The organism is Flectobacillus longus (assembly GCF_030056705.1).
In the GTDB taxonomy this organism is placed as follows: Bacteria; Bacteroidota; Bacteroidia; order Cytophagales; family Spirosomataceae; genus Flectobacillus; species Flectobacillus longus.
In genome coordinates, this window is sequence record NZ_JASHIC010000023.1 from 130,814 (window position 1) to 150,462 (window position 19,649).

At 37.1% G+C, this 19,649-nt stretch carries 16 protein-coding genes; 2 read left to right on the forward strand and 14 right to left on the reverse strand.

The window, feature by feature from the left end; all coding sequences use genetic code 11:
• Positions 1 to 122: 122 nt before the first annotated feature.
• The 13 genes from QM491_RS17550 to QM491_RS17610 all read right to left on the reverse strand — a co-directional run bounded on the left by QM491_RS17550 (position 123) and on the right by QM491_RS17610 (position 14,601).
• Complete coding sequence (locus QM491_RS17550; protein ID WP_283328874.1) at positions 123 to 5,069, reverse strand: translocation/assembly module TamB domain-containing protein; 4,947 nt, start codon at positions 5,067 to 5,069, stop codon at positions 123 to 125.
• A gap of 108 nt (positions 5,070 to 5,177) precedes the next feature.
• Entirely contained in the window at positions 5,178 to 5,903 is a 726-nt protein-coding gene (locus QM491_RS17555) for a hypothetical protein (RefSeq protein WP_283328875.1), read from the reverse strand.
• 413 nt (positions 5,904 to 6,316) lie between these two features.
• Complete coding sequence (locus QM491_RS17560) at positions 6,317 to 7,549, reverse strand: DUF3570 domain-containing protein (RefSeq protein ID WP_283328876.1); 1,233 nt, start codon at positions 7,547 to 7,549, stop codon at positions 6,317 to 6,319.
• Positions 7,550 to 7,561: 12 nt separating this feature from the next.
• Positions 7,562 to 8,029, reverse strand: coding sequence for a protein-disulfide reductase DsbD domain-containing protein (locus tag QM491_RS17565; protein WP_283328877.1), 468 nt, complete (start codon positions 8,027 to 8,029; stop codon positions 7,562 to 7,564).
• A 3-nt stretch (positions 8,030 to 8,032) separates the two neighbouring features.
• Positions 8,033 to 8,218: a DUF4266 domain-containing protein gene (locus QM491_RS17570; protein ID WP_304529114.1), complete on the reverse strand. Its 186-nt coding sequence runs from the start codon at positions 8,216 to 8,218 to the stop codon at positions 8,033 to 8,035.
• A gap of 169 nt (positions 8,219 to 8,387) precedes the next feature.
• Positions 8,388 to 9,320, reverse strand: coding sequence for an FAD:protein FMN transferase (locus tag QM491_RS17575; RefSeq protein ID WP_283328879.1), 933 nt, complete (start codon positions 9,318 to 9,320; stop codon positions 8,388 to 8,390).
• Between the two features lies 1 nt (position 9,321).
• On the reverse strand, positions 9,322 to 9,759 hold the full coding sequence (locus QM491_RS17580) for a thioredoxin family protein (protein ID WP_166549790.1): 438 nt from the start codon (positions 9,757 to 9,759) through the stop codon (positions 9,322 to 9,324).
• Positions 9,760 to 9,826: 67 nt separating this feature from the next.
• Positions 9,827 to 10,240 carry a QcrA and Rieske domain-containing protein gene (locus tag QM491_RS17585; protein WP_283328880.1) on the reverse strand — a complete coding sequence of 138 codons (414 nt, stop codon included), beginning with the start codon at positions 10,238 to 10,240 and terminating at the stop codon, positions 9,827 to 9,829.
• 443 nt (positions 10,241 to 10,683) lie between these two features.
• Positions 10,684 to 11,190, reverse strand: a complete 507-nt coding sequence (locus QM491_RS17590) for a Rieske (2Fe-2S) protein (protein WP_283328881.1) — start codon at positions 11,188 to 11,190, stop codon at positions 10,684 to 10,686.
• A 135-nt stretch (positions 11,191 to 11,325) separates the two neighbouring features.
• The gene (locus QM491_RS17595; protein WP_283328882.1) at positions 11,326 to 11,577 is read right to left on the reverse strand and encodes a hypothetical protein; all 252 of its coding nucleotides are present in this window, start codon (positions 11,575 to 11,577) and stop codon (positions 11,326 to 11,328) included.
• Positions 11,578 to 11,579: 2 nt separating this feature from the next.
• Positions 11,580 to 13,034, reverse strand: coding sequence for a S41 family peptidase (locus QM491_RS17600; RefSeq protein WP_283328883.1), 1,455 nt, complete (start codon positions 13,032 to 13,034; stop codon positions 11,580 to 11,582).
• Positions 13,035 to 13,076: 42 nt separating this feature from the next.
• Positions 13,077 to 13,877: an SGNH/GDSL hydrolase family protein gene (locus tag QM491_RS17605; protein WP_283328884.1), complete on the reverse strand. Its 801-nt coding sequence runs from the start codon at positions 13,875 to 13,877 to the stop codon at positions 13,077 to 13,079.
• 40 nt (positions 13,878 to 13,917) lie between these two features.
• Entirely contained in the window at positions 13,918 to 14,601 is a 684-nt protein-coding gene (locus QM491_RS17610; protein ID WP_283328885.1) for a hypothetical protein, read from the reverse strand.
• Positions 14,602 to 14,902: 301 nt separating this feature from the next.
• Here QM491_RS17610 and QM491_RS17615 point away from each other — a divergent pair, with 301 nt between their 5' ends.
• Together QM491_RS17615 and QM491_RS17620 are read left to right on the forward strand one after the other, a co-directional pair.
• A complete protein-coding gene (locus QM491_RS17615; protein WP_166549796.1) occupies positions 14,903 to 15,508 on the forward strand; it encodes an RNA polymerase sigma factor in 606 nt (201 codons plus the stop codon).
• Positions 15,498 to 16,796, forward strand: coding sequence for a hypothetical protein (locus QM491_RS17620; RefSeq protein ID WP_283328886.1), 1,299 nt, complete (start codon positions 15,498 to 15,500; stop codon positions 16,794 to 16,796). Before QM491_RS17615 ends, QM491_RS17620 begins: the two co-directional genes overlap by 11 nt.
• 520 nt (positions 16,797 to 17,316) lie before the next feature.
• Here QM491_RS17620 and rho read toward each other — a convergent pair.
• Positions 17,317 to 19,071 (reverse strand): transcription termination factor Rho, encoded by a 1,755-nt coding sequence (gene rho / locus QM491_RS17625; protein WP_283328887.1) that lies wholly within the window; start codon positions 19,069 to 19,071, stop codon positions 17,317 to 17,319.
• Positions 19,072 to 19,649 lie beyond the last annotated feature (578 nt).

Consider the following 19,649-nt stretch of genomic DNA (forward strand, 5'->3'; position numbering starts at 1 on the left):
TTTTGCTAAAGGAGAAGCTTTATTTTATCCGATAGCTATGACTTTCTCATTATAAATTTCTGCATTAAGCCATAGGCTTTATGCCTAACGCCTATGGCTTAATGCAATCTTATTTTGCATTATTACTTATTATTTTTTTGAAAAAACTCTTTTACAGACTGATATTCCAAGGTAATGACAAAACTCACACCTGTTTCTACTACAAAACCTTCGAGTACTGTCTGGAATTGATTTTTACGAAATGCCCTAAAACGATACCTACCGTCTTCGGTAAGACTGTAATTGACGGCTACGTTATCGAATACTTCAGTTGGATTTCGTTGCACACCGTTGGTGTTTTCAAGTTCAAAGTTTTTCCCAACTTCAACTTTTAATCTATCATTGAAAAAGGCTTTGGATAGTCCAAGGTTCAAATCTGTTCGGGCAGATGACTGACCCGCGATATTACTTTGACTCGAATTAAGATTTACGCTCAAATTTACACCTTTAATAACATCAGCAGCCAGCCTTTCTAGTTGGTCAGAAAGAAGTTTACTTACACTTTGACGAGCAATGGCTTCGGGGTTGATTGTTGAGAAAAAGTCGGATGATTTTTCTGAGAAAAATCTATTTAAAATCAATAAAGCAAAAACTTGTTTGTTGTTTTCTGCAATATCTGTTTGAGCCAAATATTTTAATCTATCATTTATTTTAGTTTTGACATCGTTGTCTATGGCCAGTTGTGTTTTGTCATTCAAGGTAATACTAAAAGACGTTTCCAATTTTTTCATTGGACCGTTGAGGTTTAGATTTACATCAAAAGGCATTTTTTGACGATATTGCGATTCGGTTGAACTTAATAGGTCGGAAGGGGAAGCCATTGTCTGGTAAATCGCCGTAATATCGATATTGCCACTCAAAGGGTCACCCATCCAAACGATATTACTGCCTGGCTTGATTTTAAACTGTTTTTTGAGGAGTTCAAATGACAAATCGTAGCTCCCTTCTGTAAGTGAATACATCCCCAAAATGTAAGGTTGACCATTGGAACTGATCCCTGCATTGAGTTGGGCTTTGCCACGTACTTTGAGGTTATCGCCGTTTAATTCATCTACAACAATGGTCATTTCTGACTTTTCGTCGGCTTCCAATAACAAACTTACTTCCGAGATAAAACTAGTATTGTATTTGGTCTGAGTGTTATTGGTTGAGTCTTTGGTCAATGCTTTTTTATTTTTATCCACAAAAACTACCACATCGTTGATGGCTTCTTCGCTTACGCTATTGTCGGGCATCAAAACGAAAATGCTACTTTTCTCAATCAACTTTACATTGCCATCAACCACTGCCGTACTTGTTGAGCCACTGATATTCATGTTGGCATCAACAAAGGCTTTTCCATAAAAGAAATCATTGTCTTTGCGAGTTGAATTGAGCACCATGAAGTTTTTAGTAGAAATCGCCAATTTGTATTCTACTTCAGGAAGTTTTTGGAAAATGACTTTACCATTAACTCTCAAAGGTTGGTTGAGCGTATCGCTGAGCGTAAAGTTTTTGAATTCCATTTCATGGTTTTGGAAATAGATTTTTTGTTTATCAATCAAGAGTTTTGTACCTAATTGAGAAACATCAAATGCTACTTTTTCAAAACCAATAAATCCTGCAATATCTGGTTGTTCGTTTGCTCCTTTAATTGTGATATTTCCGTTGAGACTACCATTGGCTCGGCGCATTTGCCCAAAACTAAACGCCTGAATAGTTTTTGTACTTAACTTGTTGATATTCAATGAAAAGTTAAGTGGCTTTTTGTCCCCCAAAATATAGTTTCCAATCAATGCTATATCATTTTGGTCATTTTTTAAGGTGGTATTTACCGAAATCTTCTCAGGCGTTTCATTATACACATGTGCTACCAAATCCCCAATAGGTGTGTTTTGGAAAGTAAAACCTTGTACCGTTACATCACCTGTAAATGAGGGCGATTTCATATAGTTTGCCAAAATGATTTTTCCGTCGATGGTTCCATCTGCAATTGTGGAATCAGGATATACGAGCTTAATCATTTTGTGTAAATCCAGTTTTTGTGCAAGAATCTCTAACGGAGAATTTGGCGCCATTTCTGGCGTATGAATCTGAAGTAATTGTTCTTGGTTTTGTAAAGAAAAATTACTCACAATCAATCCCGCTTCTCCGTATTGTAAGAAACCTTCTTCGGCAATTTTCCAAGGCTCATAATTCAGTTTTAAGCCATTAGGTAGAAGGTTAATTCTGAATTGGTCTGAAAAGTTGGCGACCTGACCTGCCAATCTATGATGCTCTTTTTGAAGAGAGTCTAATAAAACAAGGTTAAATTTTGCTATATCGTCGTTTACTTCTCCATTGAGCTTAGTTTTAAGCATTTGAAAAGCATTGAACCCCAATTTTTCTAAACTTGTTTGGTAAGTAATTTTGCTCGAATCAGAGCGCATGCCAAAGGCTATTTGTTGCACACGAATGGTATCGTATTCAACAAAAGGTATTTTCAAATCCATTTGCATGGTATGACCAGCTTCGTTGCTCAGTGTGGCGTTGAACGTCGTAGAATCTAGTCTGGTCAAAGCTGGTACAAAAGCTTTGATGGCAGGGTGACCAATAGCTTTGGCTTTGATGGTAATGTCGTAAGGCTCGGTGATGAGCTTCGGATTTTGATTCGGGATTCTGAAGTGACGATTAATATCTGAAATGATAATGTCGGCTAACTGTACATAATTAAATTGACCAAACATTTGGGCTTGCAGAAATGGCGCTTGAATACTGAAAGCATTACGCTCATTATTGTTTTGCGCCAAAATCTTAATATCGTCCAGAGGAATAGGCTTACCATCTTGCGTCACAACGGCTTCATCAATCGTGATGCTGCCATTGAACTTAGCAGGATTAGTATTGGTCAAATTCATTTTTACTTGTCCTTTGATAGCTATGTCATCGGGGTAAAGATGAAGGTTTTTGAGCTTGAGCTGTTTAATAGCTAAAGTACCTTGAATGGCAGGATATTCGTTTGCTAGATTGGCTTTTGCTTGTAGATTGAAATTTGCATTTGGGTCTTCAAAAAGAGCATTAATCTGCGCTTCTTGATTACGAATTGTGGTGGAAAACTGCAAATCTTTATAGTCATATCCCTTGATGGCTGCTTGTTCTATTTTGCCTTTTATTTCGGCATCCATAGTTTTGGGATTCGTTCCTTTTCCATGAAAATCTGTTACTAATGTCATTTTGCCATATTGCTCTGGCTGTTTGAGTAATTTGCCCAAATCAAACTCGTTGAGCGATAACTGACCGTTGTATTGCTGTTTGTTCGGAACGATAATATTGACAAGTGTACCTTTAAACTGTGCTTTGCCAAGGTCAGAAATCAATTGTGTATTCACATTCAGATTATTGACTTTGCCTCCGATTGTCCCTTTCAAAACAATCGTTTCAGGCAATTCAATTGTAGTTGGAAGCATTTCTTTTGGTACGATTTTCAGAATATCACTTTTCGTAACTGCCACCTCGTCGATACCAACTTTTACACTTGTTTTTTCAACAGAAGGTAAACCAACGATATTGCCATGCAACTGAATTTTGCTATGGTCAAATCCTTGGATTGTCAGTCCTGCGATACTCAAATTGTTGACAGTACCTGTGGCTCTGCCTTTGAAACGCAATACTTCCTGATTGTTTCCAGCCAGAGGAGGCGTTTGAGCCAGTTGTGGCGCAAGTAAGAGTATGTCAGAAAAGGCTATTTTGCTATCTTTGAGGTTGACTAAAACCCTTGTTGCTCCTATGTTTTTACTTAGCTGGTCGAGGGAGTTATAACTTAGACTTACCTCATCACGAATGATACTTTTGGGTGTTTGAATAGTAAGTTTTTTTAGAAAAGCTTGTTTATCTGTATAGGCAAAGTCAGTTTGGAGTTTCTGTAAAACAAAACCGCTTTTTTCCTTCATAGAAATATTCTGAAGCCAACCCGTTACTCCTTTTGGCGAGTATTGAATTCTTTCAGCTTCTATATTTAATGGCGTGATGCCGATATGTGCAGGGTCAAGACCTTTGCTCTGACGAGGTTTTCCCAAATCATCATAGGCAATGGCGTTATTTTTCATCAAAATCTTTTGAACACCAAACGTCCATCCTTTTTCTGGAGTTTTAGATTGTGCTACAGTAGGAGCAGGGACTGGCTTTTGGGAAGATTTTTGTGTTGGCTTAATGCTAACTTTAATAGATGAATTGTCGAGGTAAAAGGTTTTGAGATGAATCAGTTGATCTGCCATCGAAAGCTTATCTGCTTCGGCACTGGCTTTGGTAATGCGTCCTTTGGTTGAAAGTCCGCCTACTTGGTCGCTAATATCAAAGGCTATATCGTCGAGGTTGACTTTTTCGATACCAAAATTTATAGGGCTTGAATTAGTATCTGGAGGCGATACTTTTAATGCTGGATAGGTTTTTAATCGCAAATTAGCTCCATTGAGCTTCGTATTTGCTAGTTGGTAAGTAGATGAATTAAGGTCAATTTTCTTGAAAGAAGTTTCAAACGATTTGAATGCTACATATGCATCAGTACCGATGACGTTATCCAGATAAGTAACATGAATATCTTTTAGACTTACCTTGCCAATGTTCATCACCAAGCTACTAGATGTTGTATCATTTTTGGCAGGAGTCGTATTAGGAGAGGCGAAAGCTTTTACAATATGGTTAAAATTGAAGGTAGTATCAGGTAAAGTCCTTTTGATTTTGGCACGGATACCTTCCAGTTCAACTTTATTGATGGTCACTTTGCTTTTGAGCAAAGCAAGCATATCCAAGTCTACATACAGTTTTTGGGCAGCTACGAGTGTATCTTTTTTATTATCAGCTACAAATACCTCGTCGAGTTCAATCCAGTCGGGGATGTGATAGGCAATACGTTTGGCTGATACTTTCGAGCCAAATTTGTTTTCTAAAAATTTTGTCACTTCCGTAGTAACTAGCGCTTGTCCACTTGGTGTTTGCAAATAGACAAAAGCCCCTATAACTAATAGGAAAATGATAGCAATTGAAAATAGTATGATGCGGATATATGACTTCATAAGTAGGGTAAAAAACATTATGAGTAGTGTTTTATGACTCAGAATCATAAAAGAACTACTCATAATGTTATCTATCAAAAAGCACTTTGGGTTGTAAGGTTATTACAACTATTTTTTGAATACACTGGCTTCAATTTTATCATTGAATGTCACCGTTGTTGTTACTTTAGTATTACGTTTTTCAACAGTGCTATAATAGGTCGATGCACTTGGGTAGCTGATGCCGTATGGAGTTTTTGTATAGGTTGTAAACTCCTGAGTGATTTCTTCTCCTGACGCCAAATTGGTTTTTAGTTTTGACAGAAGATAAGTCGTAGCATCAAAAAACAAGTTATATTTTACATCTTTACCTGACAATTCAATTTGATGAACAGGCTTTCCATTGTCTGCTTTCAAGCCCACATAGGTTGCAATATATCCTTTTTTAGCATAATTAATAAATGGCAACAAACCATCGTTCATTTCACGTTTTAGACCAGCTTTATCTTTGTCGCTAAGGTCTTTTGTTTCATAAACGACATTTTTGTCAAGGCTACCAGTTGGCACTCTAAAATAAGCTTCAGTTGGATTAGCACCGTAAATAAAATCTCTTTTTAAGATAGTTTTCGTTTTTAAGATACCTTGATTAGCTACCGAAACTTTAGTTTCTTGGGTAAAGTCTGTTGGAGCATTTGCTACAAATGCCTGCTTGATGGTATAACTATTAACACCTTTCCACAATTCTGTACCGCCAGTTGCATCGTAATATCTGTCAAAAATTTCGTCTGCAGTTTGAGCTTGGACCTGTAGGATAAGTGCAAAAAGTAGTCCAAAAATAAAGCTAATCTTTTTCATAAAATAGATTGTTTAATATGTCTGTAAATGCGGTATATATCTTCTTTTATTCTTGAAGTACAGTTTCTTGTAATGAGTACATAAACCTTTCCAAAAATCGAGAATATACATCTTTATAACAAATTTAACGGCATAATATTTTAATAGTCACTTTAAAACCTTACTTGTTAGACAATAAATTGAGTGTAAGGTTCAAAATAAAAATTCAGGCTAGATTTTTCTTGAAAAAGTCCTAGCCTGAATGTTAGTGATGCATTAGGAATGTACGAAGGAATTTAAAAATCATTCATTTTGGATATCGGATGTTGGATTTCGGAAGTGTAAGCTTCTATATTTTAGAAAAAATAATGCTATTGTACTTTATTTCCGAAATCAGAAATCCCCAATCTGAAATTGTTTGAAATCCTTCGTTGCTACTTGAATTTTGCGTAGAGGGTAATAGTATTTGAATTCAAGCCATTAGAGCGCATATAGTGTCCATAGCGAAGCTCAAGCGATGCCCAGCTTTGGATACCAAATACACCATGAGGAGGCATAATACGAATACCCGTGCCTACCATATTGCTATTAAGTTTCGATAAATCGTAGTCACTTGTATAATATTGGTCACTCAACTTATGCGCACCATAAGCGGCAAAGTAGTCTGCAGCAGTTTGCGTATAATAACGATAGTATGGACTCAAGGTTAGGAATGGCGTCATTTTGATTGGGGTTTCCAATTCAAATGTATGAGCCTTTACGCCCCAGTTGTCTTGATAATAACGATAGAATGTACGAATTACGACTTTGTTTCCTGCAAAGTAATTCAAACGAGCGCCAATAGGTAATTTGAATCGTGTATCAGGAAGTTCTTCTGACTTTACAGTTCCATCTGTGAAATACACACGTTGATATTTAGTTGCCAATAAGCCTGCTTGATAGGCTGGGTCAACTGTTAGTAAAACCTGCATTCTTTTGTTGACAACTTGTGCCAAAGAAAACGAAGAGCTGTAAGAATTACGAGGTTTGTAATCGACTGGATATGGATCATGCTCGCCACCTGAGCCATAGAAGTAGTAAGTGCCATCTGCTCGGTAAATGGTACGAAGTTCGGATGGTAGAATTACTTTCCATGTATCAAAAAACGCATTTACTTTGGCGCTAAACTCACGGTTACCATCTTTGGATGTTTTTGAAAAGTTTAACCCTGTTCCATACGATTTGTAATCGTACTCGGTCGAATACGAGGCTACTGCACCGAAGGTTGTTCCTTTTTTTGCATTATTCACGCTCCATGCCAACGACGGATAAATACGCTTGTCAGTCATGGAGGCAGATGATACAGTGTATGGGTCGATTTTGTCTGAGGATGCCGACGAATAGGCATCTACACCCAATTCAAAAGTAAAGAAATGTTGACGAGCTTTGCTATCCCATTTCGAGAAACGAATATCAAAGGTGTTACCAAAGTCGGTTAATTTTTCGGTACCAATACCGCCCGTTACAGCCGAGTTGTTACCATCTTGATGATAGTAACTAGACACAATATTGATTTCTTCTACTTTTAACTTACGGCTTTGGTAATTGCTAGTATCCGCCGTTTTTTGAGCAGATGCACTAAGAAGTACACCCATATATAAACCTATCGCCAGTGTAAGCTTTTTCATATTTCAATGAATTTAGTGTAACTGTACCTCAAAAGAGTCTTGATATTGTACACAAGAGCTATTATTGGTAGCACACAATTGGTAAATGATTTTGCCTGTGATTTGAGTGTGAGATTCAAGAATTTGAATGGCTTGCGTAAATCGTGCTTTTTTTTCAAAATACACTACTTGTCCTTTCCAGAATGTATCCCAAGTTTTGTGAGGATTAATGGATTTTAGTCCTCCAACGAGTTTAAAACTGGTATTAGGTTGAATTACCAAATAAGCAGGCTTAGGCCCTGGCACAACTTGTGCGTCGCTAGCATATAATTTCCAGTTAGGAAAAATTTGTGCTTCGAGGACTAGTTGGACAGTTTCGCCTTTTTTCGGGTATTTTTTGGTGGTAGATACCGAAAATTTGGCTCGTTTGGTCTGAGCTTGTAGAGGGGTGTTCCCTATACAAAAGACAATTAGTAGTATGCTTAAAAAACGATTTATCATAGACTAGTTACAGCCACAGCCACCACCTGTTTTACCGCCGTTGGCACCCGAAGCGCCTTCGCGATACAGTTGGAAGTTTTGTTCAAATTTGACAACCTTACGAGAACTCAATTCCATGTCAGAATCATTGATATATGCCTTTTGATAAGGCTTTACAGTTTGGCAAGCACTTGTGGCTAGGCCTCCCATCAATAGCAATGCTGCTACTTTTATGTTAAAACGTGTTGACTTCATACTCAGAGTTGATTTGTTTTTGAAATATCAACAAAGGATTGGCAATATGCGAAAAGTTGAAAATTGTAAAACGGACAAAATATAATTTTACGATTGGGTAATCATCGATTTTCGGACTGCACTATTACTTTATGTTAATATTCCGTGAGGTATAAATTTTGTTTTGGTCATCAATAATAATACAAGCTATCTGTCGCATTTGGTTGATTAAGTCCAGTCCGACTCTGATACCCATCACCATCACGGGAGTAGCCATGGCATCAGATAATTCTGCGTTGGGACTTATAATAGTTACGCTTTTTATGCCTGATACAGGTAAGCCTGTTTGTGGGTCGATGGTATGCGAATATTTTTTGCCATCAATCATCACGTATTTTTCATAATTGCCAGATGTAGCCACAGCCACATCGCTGATTGATAAATACGAGAAAGGGCTTTCGCCAGCTTGTGGATTAGCAATACCAATGGTCCAAGGTTTTCCGTTTGGCTGGTTGCCCCAAGTAGAGAGGTCACCAGCAGCATTGACAATACCGCTTTTTATACCTAGCGATTTTAGTAATTGTTTAGCTTTTTCGGCGGCATAACCTTTTCCGATACCACCAAATCCAATACGCATGCCTTTTTCTTTTAAAAAAACCGTATGACGTTCTGGATTCAAGATTACATTTTGATAATTAATCAAACGAACAGATTCCAAGGCAATTTCTTTACTTGGCAATGCGGTCATGTTGGTATCAAAATTCCATAAGCTTTTGTCAATCGAGCCATAAGTAATATCAAATGCACCTTGGGTTAGCGCTGATATTCGTTGTGCACGAGCAACCAAATCAAACATTTCGGCGTCTACTTCAACAGGAGCAATTCCTGCCATCGCATTGACCTTATTGGTTTGACTTTGGTCGTTGAAGGTAGTCAGAAGTCGTTCTATACGCTTGATTTCTTCTACGGCTTGGTCGATACAACGATTAGCGTAATCGGCATTATCGTCGACTACGCTAATTTCAAAATAATTACCCATCAAGCGATGACCTTGCTTATGTACTTCGACTTGACTCATGCTATTTGGCATTCGTAATCTTGTTAATTTGAGAGATAAATTCTTCAGGAGGCGTGTTTGTATAGCCATCCCATGTTTTTACGACTTTACCATTGGCATCAATCAGTAAAGTGTAAGGGAATTTACCTTCGGGATTATATTTTTCTGCTAAAGCTTCATTATGCTCGGTTTGCTGTGGGCTTAACTTGTTTTTAGACAGTCTAGGGAAATCCGCACGAACTAATACCAGTTTTTCAGTAGCAAAGTTTTGAAAAGTACCTGTTTCAAAAACATCCTTTTTCAATCTAATACAAGGTACACACCAGTCTGAGCCTGAAAAGTTCAGCAAAATATACTTGTGTGATTGTGTAGCTTCTTGCTTTGCAGAAGCAAAGTCGGTTTTCCATTCGGGAGCTAGGCTCAAAAGAAAGGAAATAACAAAAGCACTTAGTATTTTCATCTTTTTTTAAGTTATAGATGGCTTTATCCGAAAACATAGCCATCGAAGTTGACATTACTCTTATGTTCTAAGAATAAATACGTAACGAATTCCCAGATAGTTCGGTTTTGTACACACTTAATCCTGCACTCGCATAACTATTTAACCCAACACCTGCTGTAGTAAAGCGAGCGCCGTGTTCTGTACAGTAAAATTCATTGTTTAGAAATACTACTTTTGTTCTTGCTTCATGTGTACAAATGTGCGATCCTGCCACATAAGTTCCTTGCGATGTACGTGCTACCACAACATTGCTATTGATGATATAACCACCGTTGTTTTTTAAGGCAGCGTTTGCTGAAATTGTTAAGTCGAGTGTAAAATCTACACTTCCTGGGGTTGCAATAGGAGATAAATCTGAACTTTTGCTACAAGCTGTTAGAAGAGTCATAAGGGCAGCTCCGCCAAACCCTGCATTTTTTAAGAATTCGTAACGTGTCATTGTTTATATGGTTAGTAAATGGACTTATTCGAGTTGTGAGTGCTGAATTTGGAGTTTTGAGTTTTAATAATTAATATAGGTAATTGCTTGATATACAGTCTTCCATCTTAACTGTTAAAGGCTTTTTCTCTTTATTCAGAATTTAAGTATTAATGCAAAATAAAATTGCATTAATACGCTTTAAGCCGTAGGCAAAAGAGCTTAAATTATTTCATGAGAAATTCTTTTCAACTTTTAGTCTACAGCATAAAGCCTAGAGCTTAATGCGGGTGAAATTTAAGATTATGCTTGGGGCTTTCAGGTAACGGCTTTCGGCGGTGGGTTTTGGAAAAAGCATGACTGTGGTTATTAAAAAACATTTTAACACTCTTTGCCTTGTGCCTGTTGCCTAAACACATAACTCAAATCTTATTCTACACGATTACTTATGCTTATGAGCAATTTTATGAAATTTCTAGTGTATTACCATTGACGGTCACTGTATATACTGCCAAACCTTTTGCTCCATAACTATTGAGCCCAACCCCCGTTGTGCTATATCTAGCACCGTGTTCTGAGCAGAAAAATTCACCATTTAGAAACGTTACTTTTTTCTTGGGCTCGTGACTACAAGTTTGTGTTGCTGCCACATAGGTATTTTGAGCAGTACGTGCTACCACAATGCTGTTTACGATAATATAGCCCCCACTGTTTTTTAAAGCCGCATTTGCTGTGGCTGTTAAGTCTACAGAAGCTAGAAGAGTCGAACTTGAAGAGCCAGAGGAGGTTCCTGACCCTGAGGTAGAACCCGATGTCGTTCCCGAACTAGATGAACTGCTACTACTCGATGATGAACTTGAACTGGTGGTCGAAGTGGGAGTAGGGTCATTATTAGATTGGCAAGAGGCAAGCAATGCCATTAATGCGCCTCCCTGAAAGCCCATTGATTTTAAGAATTCATAACGTGTCATTAGATGAAAGATTTTGTTGAAAATATATGGTTAGTCTAAATGTAAAGGTGGCGCATGTAATAATCGTGTAGCAGAAAGATGAATGATTAGTTTGAAGATTTCATCCATAAAACTATGGATGAAATCTTAAGGCAATTATGCTAGTGGATGTTGTTCGACCAAGTCAAAGAAATACGTCGGAGTATTTTCTGACGACAAATCTTTTAATTCAAATGTAAGTTCTTGGTTTGCAATCGTAATAGCCATCTGAAAGCCTTTGAAAAGCTGTAATCCAAGTGTTTGTTTACACCAATAACAACACTGAGAAAGCTTTTGTACAATTTCATCGTAATGAGGTCTTTGCGAGGTTTTAACCGTACAAAGCATCATACTTTCTGATACATTCATAATTATTTGTTAATTAATTTGGGGAGATAGTTTTTGATCATAAGTTTCTCGTTCCTTTTCGGATTATCTGCATAATTTTCACGGGTGGTGTAATTTAATAAAATTCCTGCACTCTGACGGGCTCCATTTGTATTTGGTACTGACACACCCATTACAGTCAAAGCCTTGTTAAACAACGGTTCATAATCGTTACCCAGAGGCTGTAGTGGCAACACATTATCATCTACAGCATAAGTTGGTGCGATTCCGTTTATATTTCCATAGTCTGATTCTCCATTAGCATTTTGGGTGATACCCAACATCATATATATACCCCATTTCCAACGTTTTTGGTCATCAGCCACCAACGTCCCAAACAGGTTTTTCCCATAGGTATGTTCTCCAATCGTAATTACCTGCATATATGGCTTTAATCCATTTATCACCAATTCACTTGATGATGCCGTACCATTGGATGTTAATACGAACACACGGTTTAGATTATTGCCAATATTATTTTTTTCAATAGAAAAATAGTTGTTAAATATATTGCTTCCATATTGTTTCGCAAAATAAGTTTGGTATTTACTATTGTATTGGTCTTTAAAAAAAATCTTATTTGTTGTTAGATTATTCACAATCAACGATGCCAAAGTTGTGGCACTACTGATATATCCCCCTGGATTAAATCTTAAATCTAATACTAGCTCATTGACACCTGCGGCTTTAAAATCTGCAAAAATACTACGCAACTGATTGTCGTATTTCAAAGTATCACCAGTGTCAAGTCCAGGTACAAATTGTGAATAAACCAAATAACCTATAGTTTTATTGGCTGAGGTTTTTTGAACAATACTTGAAAATGCAATCGGATTTTCGGTGACTTCTGTTTTGGTAACAGATACCGTGTTCGAAGTGGCAACAATACTGCCATTGGTAATACTTCCTAAGGTAAAAGTAACGGTTTCGTTACCCATCAAAGATGAAAAATTACTACTAGTAATATTTTGTCCATTGATTTTTACGATAATATCACCTCTGTTTAGGCCTACTATCGCAGCAGGGCTTCCTGCGATTACTTGAGTTAAGACAACCCCTACATTGGTTTGTGTATTGTCCAAATAACCAAGCATGTAGCGAATGCCAAAAACTTTTGACACACCATTAAACTCTTTTTCGAGTTCATCAACATCGTCTGTTACCATCGAAAACCTATCGACAGTACTGCGTTGATATACCAGCTTTTCAAAGAAATCATCAGAGGCATCCGTTAACGATAACGTACTAATGGCTGGCAACTGATCGTACCAATAATATGCGTCTGACATCGTATCATAAATCCACTGATTAATCTGCTGGGTATTGTCTACAGGAGTAACTGTTGTGTCATCCTTTTTTGAACATGCCGTAAATACCAACAGACTAATACTGAGTACTGTTATAAATTTGATGATGTTGAAACGTAGCATACTATTCATAAAATTTAGTGAGTTTTATAATGCTTGACTTCTTAGCTGAGACTAATTGTCACATAGCTGGAAATAATATTGATGTTTACGAACTTCAAAACGATAATGTTTGAGTATCTGACTTGCTAACACTCGATGCCCAAGTGCATTGAGATATTTGCCATCGTTCAAGAAAAAATAGGGGTGAGGTTCAATCACCTCCATTGTTTTGAACCAATTAAAATCCTGTGCTTTACAAACATCTCTAAGAACATTCTCCCCAAGATTTCTTAGTAGTTGCGTACATGGATTCAAACTAGGCTGCGGACCAAGTAAGATTACTTTTTCTTTAAAATTTTGAAGAAGGTTTATCATCACTTTGAGTTGTCGTTCAAAGTGCTTGATAACACCAAGCTTTCCTGTACTCGCCATTTTATTTAATAGCATCCTTTTGACATAAGGAAGACAAGGAAAGCTTAAAGAAGGTTGCTTTAAAGTAGGGTTTGGTCGATATAATTCCCGCATTAGTCCCAAATTAGCTGGAACAATAATTGTTTTTCGGTACATTTCATCCGTTTCTACCCTATGATTAAATGAATGAAAAGAGTCATTAAATAAATCTGCCCAGGGGCGTTCTCCATCAAGCTCATCTAATCCACTTTGAATGATTATTAACTGATAATTAGAAATATAGTTTCCAAGCCCCATGAGTGCCTCAATGGTTTTGTCCATGGAAAAGTGCACCAGGGTATCTACAATGACCTGCTCGTGGTCGAGTGTACTTACACTTTCGGTAAGTACATCGATAAAACCCTTAGATGCAGCGACACCATATCCAAAAACTTGATGCCCACCAATGACCAAGATTTTCATGTTGTATTAATGCTGTTTTTTGAACTTGTTCCTCTATACGTTATTTGCTCTTCTTTTGAAGTGAATGGTCAAACAGTCCCAACTTCAAGCCTATATTTACCGATGGACCACTCACTTGGTTATAATCTAGTGTATTAGTTGAGCGACGATTGTCAATACCAGCAAAACGATAATTAGCACCTACAAAAACCTTAGCATATTTGAATAAATTACCTTCTAGATTTATACCTCCTTGTGCTACAAAAAAACGATTTCCAAAGCCATTTCTCGATGGTCCACCCCAAGGTTGTGGATTTCTATTGTCATTGTCTATCCCAAGCCTATCATTGGCAGAGCCCATGCCTAACAGCACTGGAACACTAAAGTGAAAGCGTTTGCTAGGTTTGAAAGTATATTCCACTTTTATACCACCATATCTGAAATCAACACCATCTCCATTGCGAAATCCACGTCCTGTACTATAACCACTTAGACCGATGCCTAATTTTTGGTTCAATAAAATCATCGCCGAGCCTCCAAACAAAGGTTTTACATGACCATCCAAATAACTAATTTGAGTTTCGGGAGCTACATACAGACCTATTTGCTTTATTTTTACAGGTCTAAGTCCTTTTAAAATGTATTCTGTTTTACTAGAATCTTTTACCGCAGCGCTTTGCTGAGCAATGGTGCTACCAGTCATGGTAGTTAGGATAATTAATACAAGTATTCTCAACTTTTTCATAAAATGTATATAATAAATGGTTCTTACTATACAGTTACATACCAAGATTTGAGTTTACTCATTCTCAATATGTTATTGGTTTGAATTCAATAAACATGACCTTAATCGTGTGATAAAACGTTGCCTAATTTTTTTTTTTTTTTCAGGCAACGGAAAACAACAAATACCAGTCAAACTATTTAGAAGAATTTTAGATAAGGAAAAATAACAGATGATGATAAGTATGGTTGAATATCAGTCCGTTACATGCGTAGATAATCTGTTCAAATGTTTAACTTAGCTTTATAAAACACTTAAGCCTTTGTTTTTCAGAAAAAAAAATACCGACTTTGACAAGGATGACCTTGAAAGTGTCTTAAGAGCTTGCCGTGAACAAAATCCCGACGCTCAAAAGGTACTCTTCAAGAGTTACTTCAGTTATGCCAAAAATATCTGTCAAAGGTATGCCTCCAATCAGGAAGATGCGGAGGAAATACTTAATGATGGCTTTATGAAGGTATTTCAAAATATCCATCGTTATGAAAATATTCAATCGTTTAAGGCTTGGTTTCGAACGATTCTCGTAAATACGTGTATTAATTACTATCACAAACGAGAAAAGAACTTATACAGCCTAGAGGTTGAGCATGCAACTATGCCTGTTTATGACGAAAACGTGATTGATAAAATGGCGGCTGAGGATATTTTGGCCTTGGTACAGAAGCTACCCACTTCATATCGAACGGTTTTTATGATGCACGTAGTAGATGGATATAATCACCGTGAGATTGCAGAGATGTTGGGTATCAATGAAGGAACGTCACGTTCTAACTTTATGAAAGCCCGTTTGAAACTTCAAGAGATGATAAAGACATATTATCCGCATTTATTTTCAGTCGGATTAACGAACAATTTTTATGAAAACTGATCAATTTGATGATTCTATCAAGAAAAAACTTGATGGTATTCAGCCCACTTTTCAGGAGGAAGACTGGGACAAATTCCAAGCTTTCGCTCAAGCCCATCAAGTACCATATTGGAAAGTACTTGTGAGCAAACAAGCACTGTATATTGCCGCTAGCATCACGATTGTTAGCCTACTTTTTACCACCTTAACTCAATACTATGCAAAAAAAGATTTACAGCAACAATTAATTTCAGTAACCCAAACAAAGGATAGTCTTTTGGTAGAAAAGGAAATGCTAGTGCAGCAGGTAGAACAACAAGAACAAAAAAATGCTGAATTAGCTCTTGCCTTAGGTAATAGTCAAAACCAAGAAAAGCGATTGGATGCTTTCGTTCAGAAATTGACTGTAGAAAAGCACCAACCGATCGAAACTGATTTTAATTCAGGCGATTGGGAGGTGGCTCACCAGGGTTCTTTACACAAAGGGCAAACGGCGTTTGGTAATACCGAAAGAGATAGTCAAGGCAACTTGATTATCAAGAGTTCTGATGAATCTGATAAATCAATTGCGAAAAATTTGGCTATTCCAGATTGGCGTAAGTTGAAGCCCAAAACTTGGAAATTGGATTCGGCTGATACCAAGGCTCAAATTTCGAAGACTAATTTTACTTATTACGAACCTGAAGATACCACGCAAGGACCACAACGAATGCGTTTCTCGCTGGCCGACGCCTATGTGCGTGCTGGTGTTGGAGGAGTAGTCGCTAAAGCACAATTGGGTGTTGGCGCCCATGTAGAGTTATTTCTAGATAAGCGCTTGAGTATCACAGCAGGTATTCAATATTCGCAATTGGCTTTACAGCGTTATCCTAACGACGAGCATTTTAAAATGCGTAACGATTTTGATTTTAGAGTAAATTTTGCTCCAAAGATTCCATTTGGTGCACCAATCAAAAATATTCAAGAGCAGAGTTCTCTGGTACAAATACCAATCCGAATAGGCTATTATTTGCCTTTAAAGAGTGATTTTTATCTACTTGGTAAGGTAGGAACAGACTTAGATATTTCTGGCACTAGAAGAGTCGACTTTGATTTTAGAGATAAAAATATAGAACAAACAATCAATAATGTTAATTCATCATTAGAGACTAAATTATTTAATAATTACGTAGTTTCATTGGGGATGGAGAAGCGTTTTAATAATTTCTCGATACAACTGACACCAACTTATATTTTTGAACAAAAAAGTGTGAATTATCGTAAGGATTATGGACTAGGAGGGGAGCTGAAATTGAACTACACATTTTAATGAGAATCATTTTGAATTTTAGATAGAGGCTAAAGCCTGTCGTCCTTATCGAGATGGCAGGCTTTTTTGTTAACCTATTTTCGAAAAAAGACAAAAAAAAAGCTAATTGAAAATCAGAAAACCTGTGCACTGGTTATTCTAATTTTTAATTAGCTTTTAGGAAGTACTCAAACATATTAGCTCATAGACTAATTTATCGATTGCTTGAGTGACCCGACGTTAACACTATGCTCATGAGGCTTCTTTAATCCCCGCCATTGAATTAAAGAGCTATGACGTGCTTGTGATTATTTATACAAAAGTACTTCCGTTTATGTTTGGGAAAAAACGTACATATACGAACAGCATGATAAATGTAATGAACAGGCTATTTTAAATAACAAACAGCTTTTTTGTACTATAATACAGACTATTTGCGGGTGGTAAACAGATATAAGCAAAAAGCATTTGCCATTAAGATTGAAGGACTTACACCTCAATCTTAATGGCAAATGCTTTTTATTTATGCGGTAATAATATGTTAGCGATTCATTGAAGCTAAGAACTCTTCGTTACTGCGTGTATTTCTCATTTGTTGTAACAAGAAGTCCATTGCTTCTACAGAATTCATGTCGCTCATGTGCTTGCGCAAAATCCAAACTCGTTGTAGAGTCTCTTTGTCCATGAGTAAATCTTCACGACGAGTACCAGAAGCAGGAACATCGATAGCAGGGAACATACGACGGTTAGATAACTTACGGTCGAGTTGTAATTCCATGTTACCAGTACCTTTAAATTCTTCAAAGATAACTTCGTCCATTTTTGAACCTGTATCAATAAGGGCAGTTGCGATAATAGTTAAAGATCCCCCATTTTCTACATTACGTGCTGCACCAAAGAAGCGTTTTGGTTTGTGAAGTGCATTGGCATCCACACCACCAGATAAGATTTTACCTGACGATGGAACGACAGTATTATACGCACGAGCCAAACGAGTAATAGAGTCAAGAAGAATAACAACATCATGACCACACTCAACCATACGTTTTGCTTTCTCAAGAACGATACTTGCAACTTTTACGTGGCGTTCGGCTTGTTCGTCGAACGTTGATGAAATTACCTCTGCACGAACACTACGTTGCATATCAGTAACCTCTTCAGGACGTTCATCTATAAGTAAGATTAGCAAATAAACTTCAGGGTGATTTTTGGCAATAGCATTAGCAATCTCTTTCAATAAGACTGTTTTACCCGTTTTGGGCTGTGCTACAATCATACCACGCTGACCTTTACCAATCGGTGCAAATAAGTCAAGAATACGAGTTGAATATTGATCGCCTCTTGAAGAAAGGTTTAACTTTTCATCAGGAAACAACGGCGTTAAGTATTCGAAAGGAATACGGTCACGAATTTCTTCGGTAGTTTTACCGTTAACAGACTCTACTCTAAGAAGGGCAAAGTATTTTTCACCTTCTTTGGGAGGGCGAATCGCTCCACGAACAGTATCACCCGTTTTAAGGCCAAAAAGCTTGATTTGAGAAGGAGATACATAGATATCATCTGGAGATGCCAAATAATTATAATCAGCCGATCTCAAGAAACCATATCCACCATCTTGCATGATTTCGAGTACACCTTCGTTTTCGATGATACCGTCAAATTCACGGATAGCTTGATTATAGATAGGTTTACGAACAGTAGCAGCAGTATTTGGCGCAGTGTTCGGTTTGTTGCCTTCAGGACGAATATCTGTTGGGGGATCTTGTTTAAAACCTAAATCAAAATCTTCACCTCCTGTTGTGATAAAAGAAGTATCGATGTCAGCAAATTCGTTTTCTACATCTTCTGGCAAATCGATAACAATTGGGTCTTCATCAAAATCAAAGATAATATCTTCTACCGCTTCAGTTTTGGCTTTAGGCTCTTTAGCGGTTCTTGTTCTGACGGTAGTTTCCTTTAAAGCAGGTTCCAATTTAGTAATTGGTTCTGCTTTTGCGATTGTGTTGGCTTCTGCTACAGGATTATCAACTTTTTGAATACGTTGTCTTTTTGGGCGTGGGCTGTCTGAAGCAGGGGCTGTGTCTTTCCTCACTTTTCTCTCTGGTTTTTGTTCATTTTCCATAGCATCGCTAATTGCAGGAGTCGATAACGGGGTGTTACCTTTTACCTGCTGGTCAAATATTTTATAGATGAGTTCTTTTTTTGGTAGGTCAATTGTATTGTTGATATTTAATTTTTGAGCAAGTTCACGAAGCTCCGATACGAGCTTAAACTCTAATTCTTCAATAGTATACATACGAGTAAAAAATAAGGCTGATAGTAATGAAAAGAGCCTTACAGGAAAATGGTGGTTAAGTCGTCTTTACAGTCGTACAACAAGATGATAAATGTTACAATTAAAATTCGGAAATCTGGTACGAGGTGGAAGATAATTGTTAAGCAATTATTAGTAAGGAGCTTAACTGAAGAATATCACTGAACAGTTATTCGTGATGCAATGATAATACCAATCTTTTAATTTGTCAAGGAGTTTGGTTATTTTTTTAAGTCTATTCCCTGTATCCTAGGCTTTTATCGGCTATTTATTTTTCTGACAATTTTACCGTACAATGGTTTAAATCATATCTGAAAAAATATTAAAATATCAATCATGATGAAAAAAAATATAAAGGTAAATATGTGAGTATTGCCTCAAGTGCATTGTATTGAGATAGTTAGGGTTATCTCATTGGTCAGACTTGTTAATAATCATAATTAATCGTGCAGAATAAGATTTAAGTTATGTGTTTAGGCACTAGGCAACAGGCACAAGGCACAGAGTGTTAAAATGTTTTTTATTACCCACAGCCATGCTTTTTTCCAAAACCCACCGCC

Coding starts and splice junctions, on each gene's coding strand:
- QM491_RS17555 (WP_283328875.1), bottom strand. CDS start 5,903: ATGAAAAAGATTAGCTTTATTTTTGGACTACTTTTTGCACTTATCCTA.
- QM491_RS17580 (WP_166549790.1), bottom strand. CDS start 9,759: ATGAAAATACTAAGTGCTTTTGTTATTTCCTTTCTTTTGAGCCTAGCT.
- QM491_RS17570 (WP_304529114.1), bottom strand. CDS start 8,218: ATGGGAGGCCTAGCCACAAGTGCTTGCCAAACTGTAAAGCCTTATCAA.
- QM491_RS17600 (WP_283328883.1), bottom strand. CDS start 13,034: ATGAATAGTATGCTACGTTTCAACATCATCAAATTTATAACAGTACTC.
- QM491_RS17590 (WP_283328881.1), bottom strand. CDS start 11,190: ATGACACGTTATGAATTCTTAAAATCAATGGGCTTTCAGGGAGGCGCA.
- QM491_RS17595 (WP_283328882.1), bottom strand. CDS start 11,577: ATGAATGTATCAGAAAGTATGATGCTTTGTACGGTTAAAACCTCGCAA.
- QM491_RS17560 (WP_283328876.1), bottom strand. CDS start 7,549: ATGAAAAAGCTTACACTGGCGATAGGTTTATATATGGGTGTACTTCTT.
- QM491_RS17610 (WP_283328885.1), bottom strand. CDS start 14,601: ATGAAAAAGTTGAGAATACTTGTATTAATTATCCTAACTACCATGACT.
- QM491_RS17585 (WP_283328880.1), bottom strand. CDS start 10,240: ATGACACGTTACGAATTCTTAAAAAATGCAGGGTTTGGCGGAGCTGCC.
- rho (WP_283328887.1), bottom strand. CDS start 19,071: ATGTATACTATTGAAGAATTAGAGTTTAAGCTCGTATCGGAGCTTCGT.
- QM491_RS17605 (WP_283328884.1), bottom strand. CDS start 13,877: ATGAAAATCTTGGTCATTGGTGGGCATCAAGTTTTTGGATATGGTGTC.
- QM491_RS17550 (WP_283328874.1), bottom strand. CDS start 5,069: ATGAAGTCATATATCCGCATCATACTATTTTCAATTGCTATCATTTTC.
- QM491_RS17575 (WP_283328879.1), bottom strand. CDS start 9,320: ATGAGTCAAGTCGAAGTACATAAGCAAGGTCATCGCTTGATGGGTAAT.
- QM491_RS17620 (WP_283328886.1), top strand. CDS start 15,498: ATGAAAACTGATCAATTTGATGATTCTATCAAGAAAAAACTTGATGGT.
- QM491_RS17565 (WP_283328877.1), bottom strand. CDS start 8,029: ATGATAAATCGTTTTTTAAGCATACTACTAATTGTCTTTTGTATAGGG.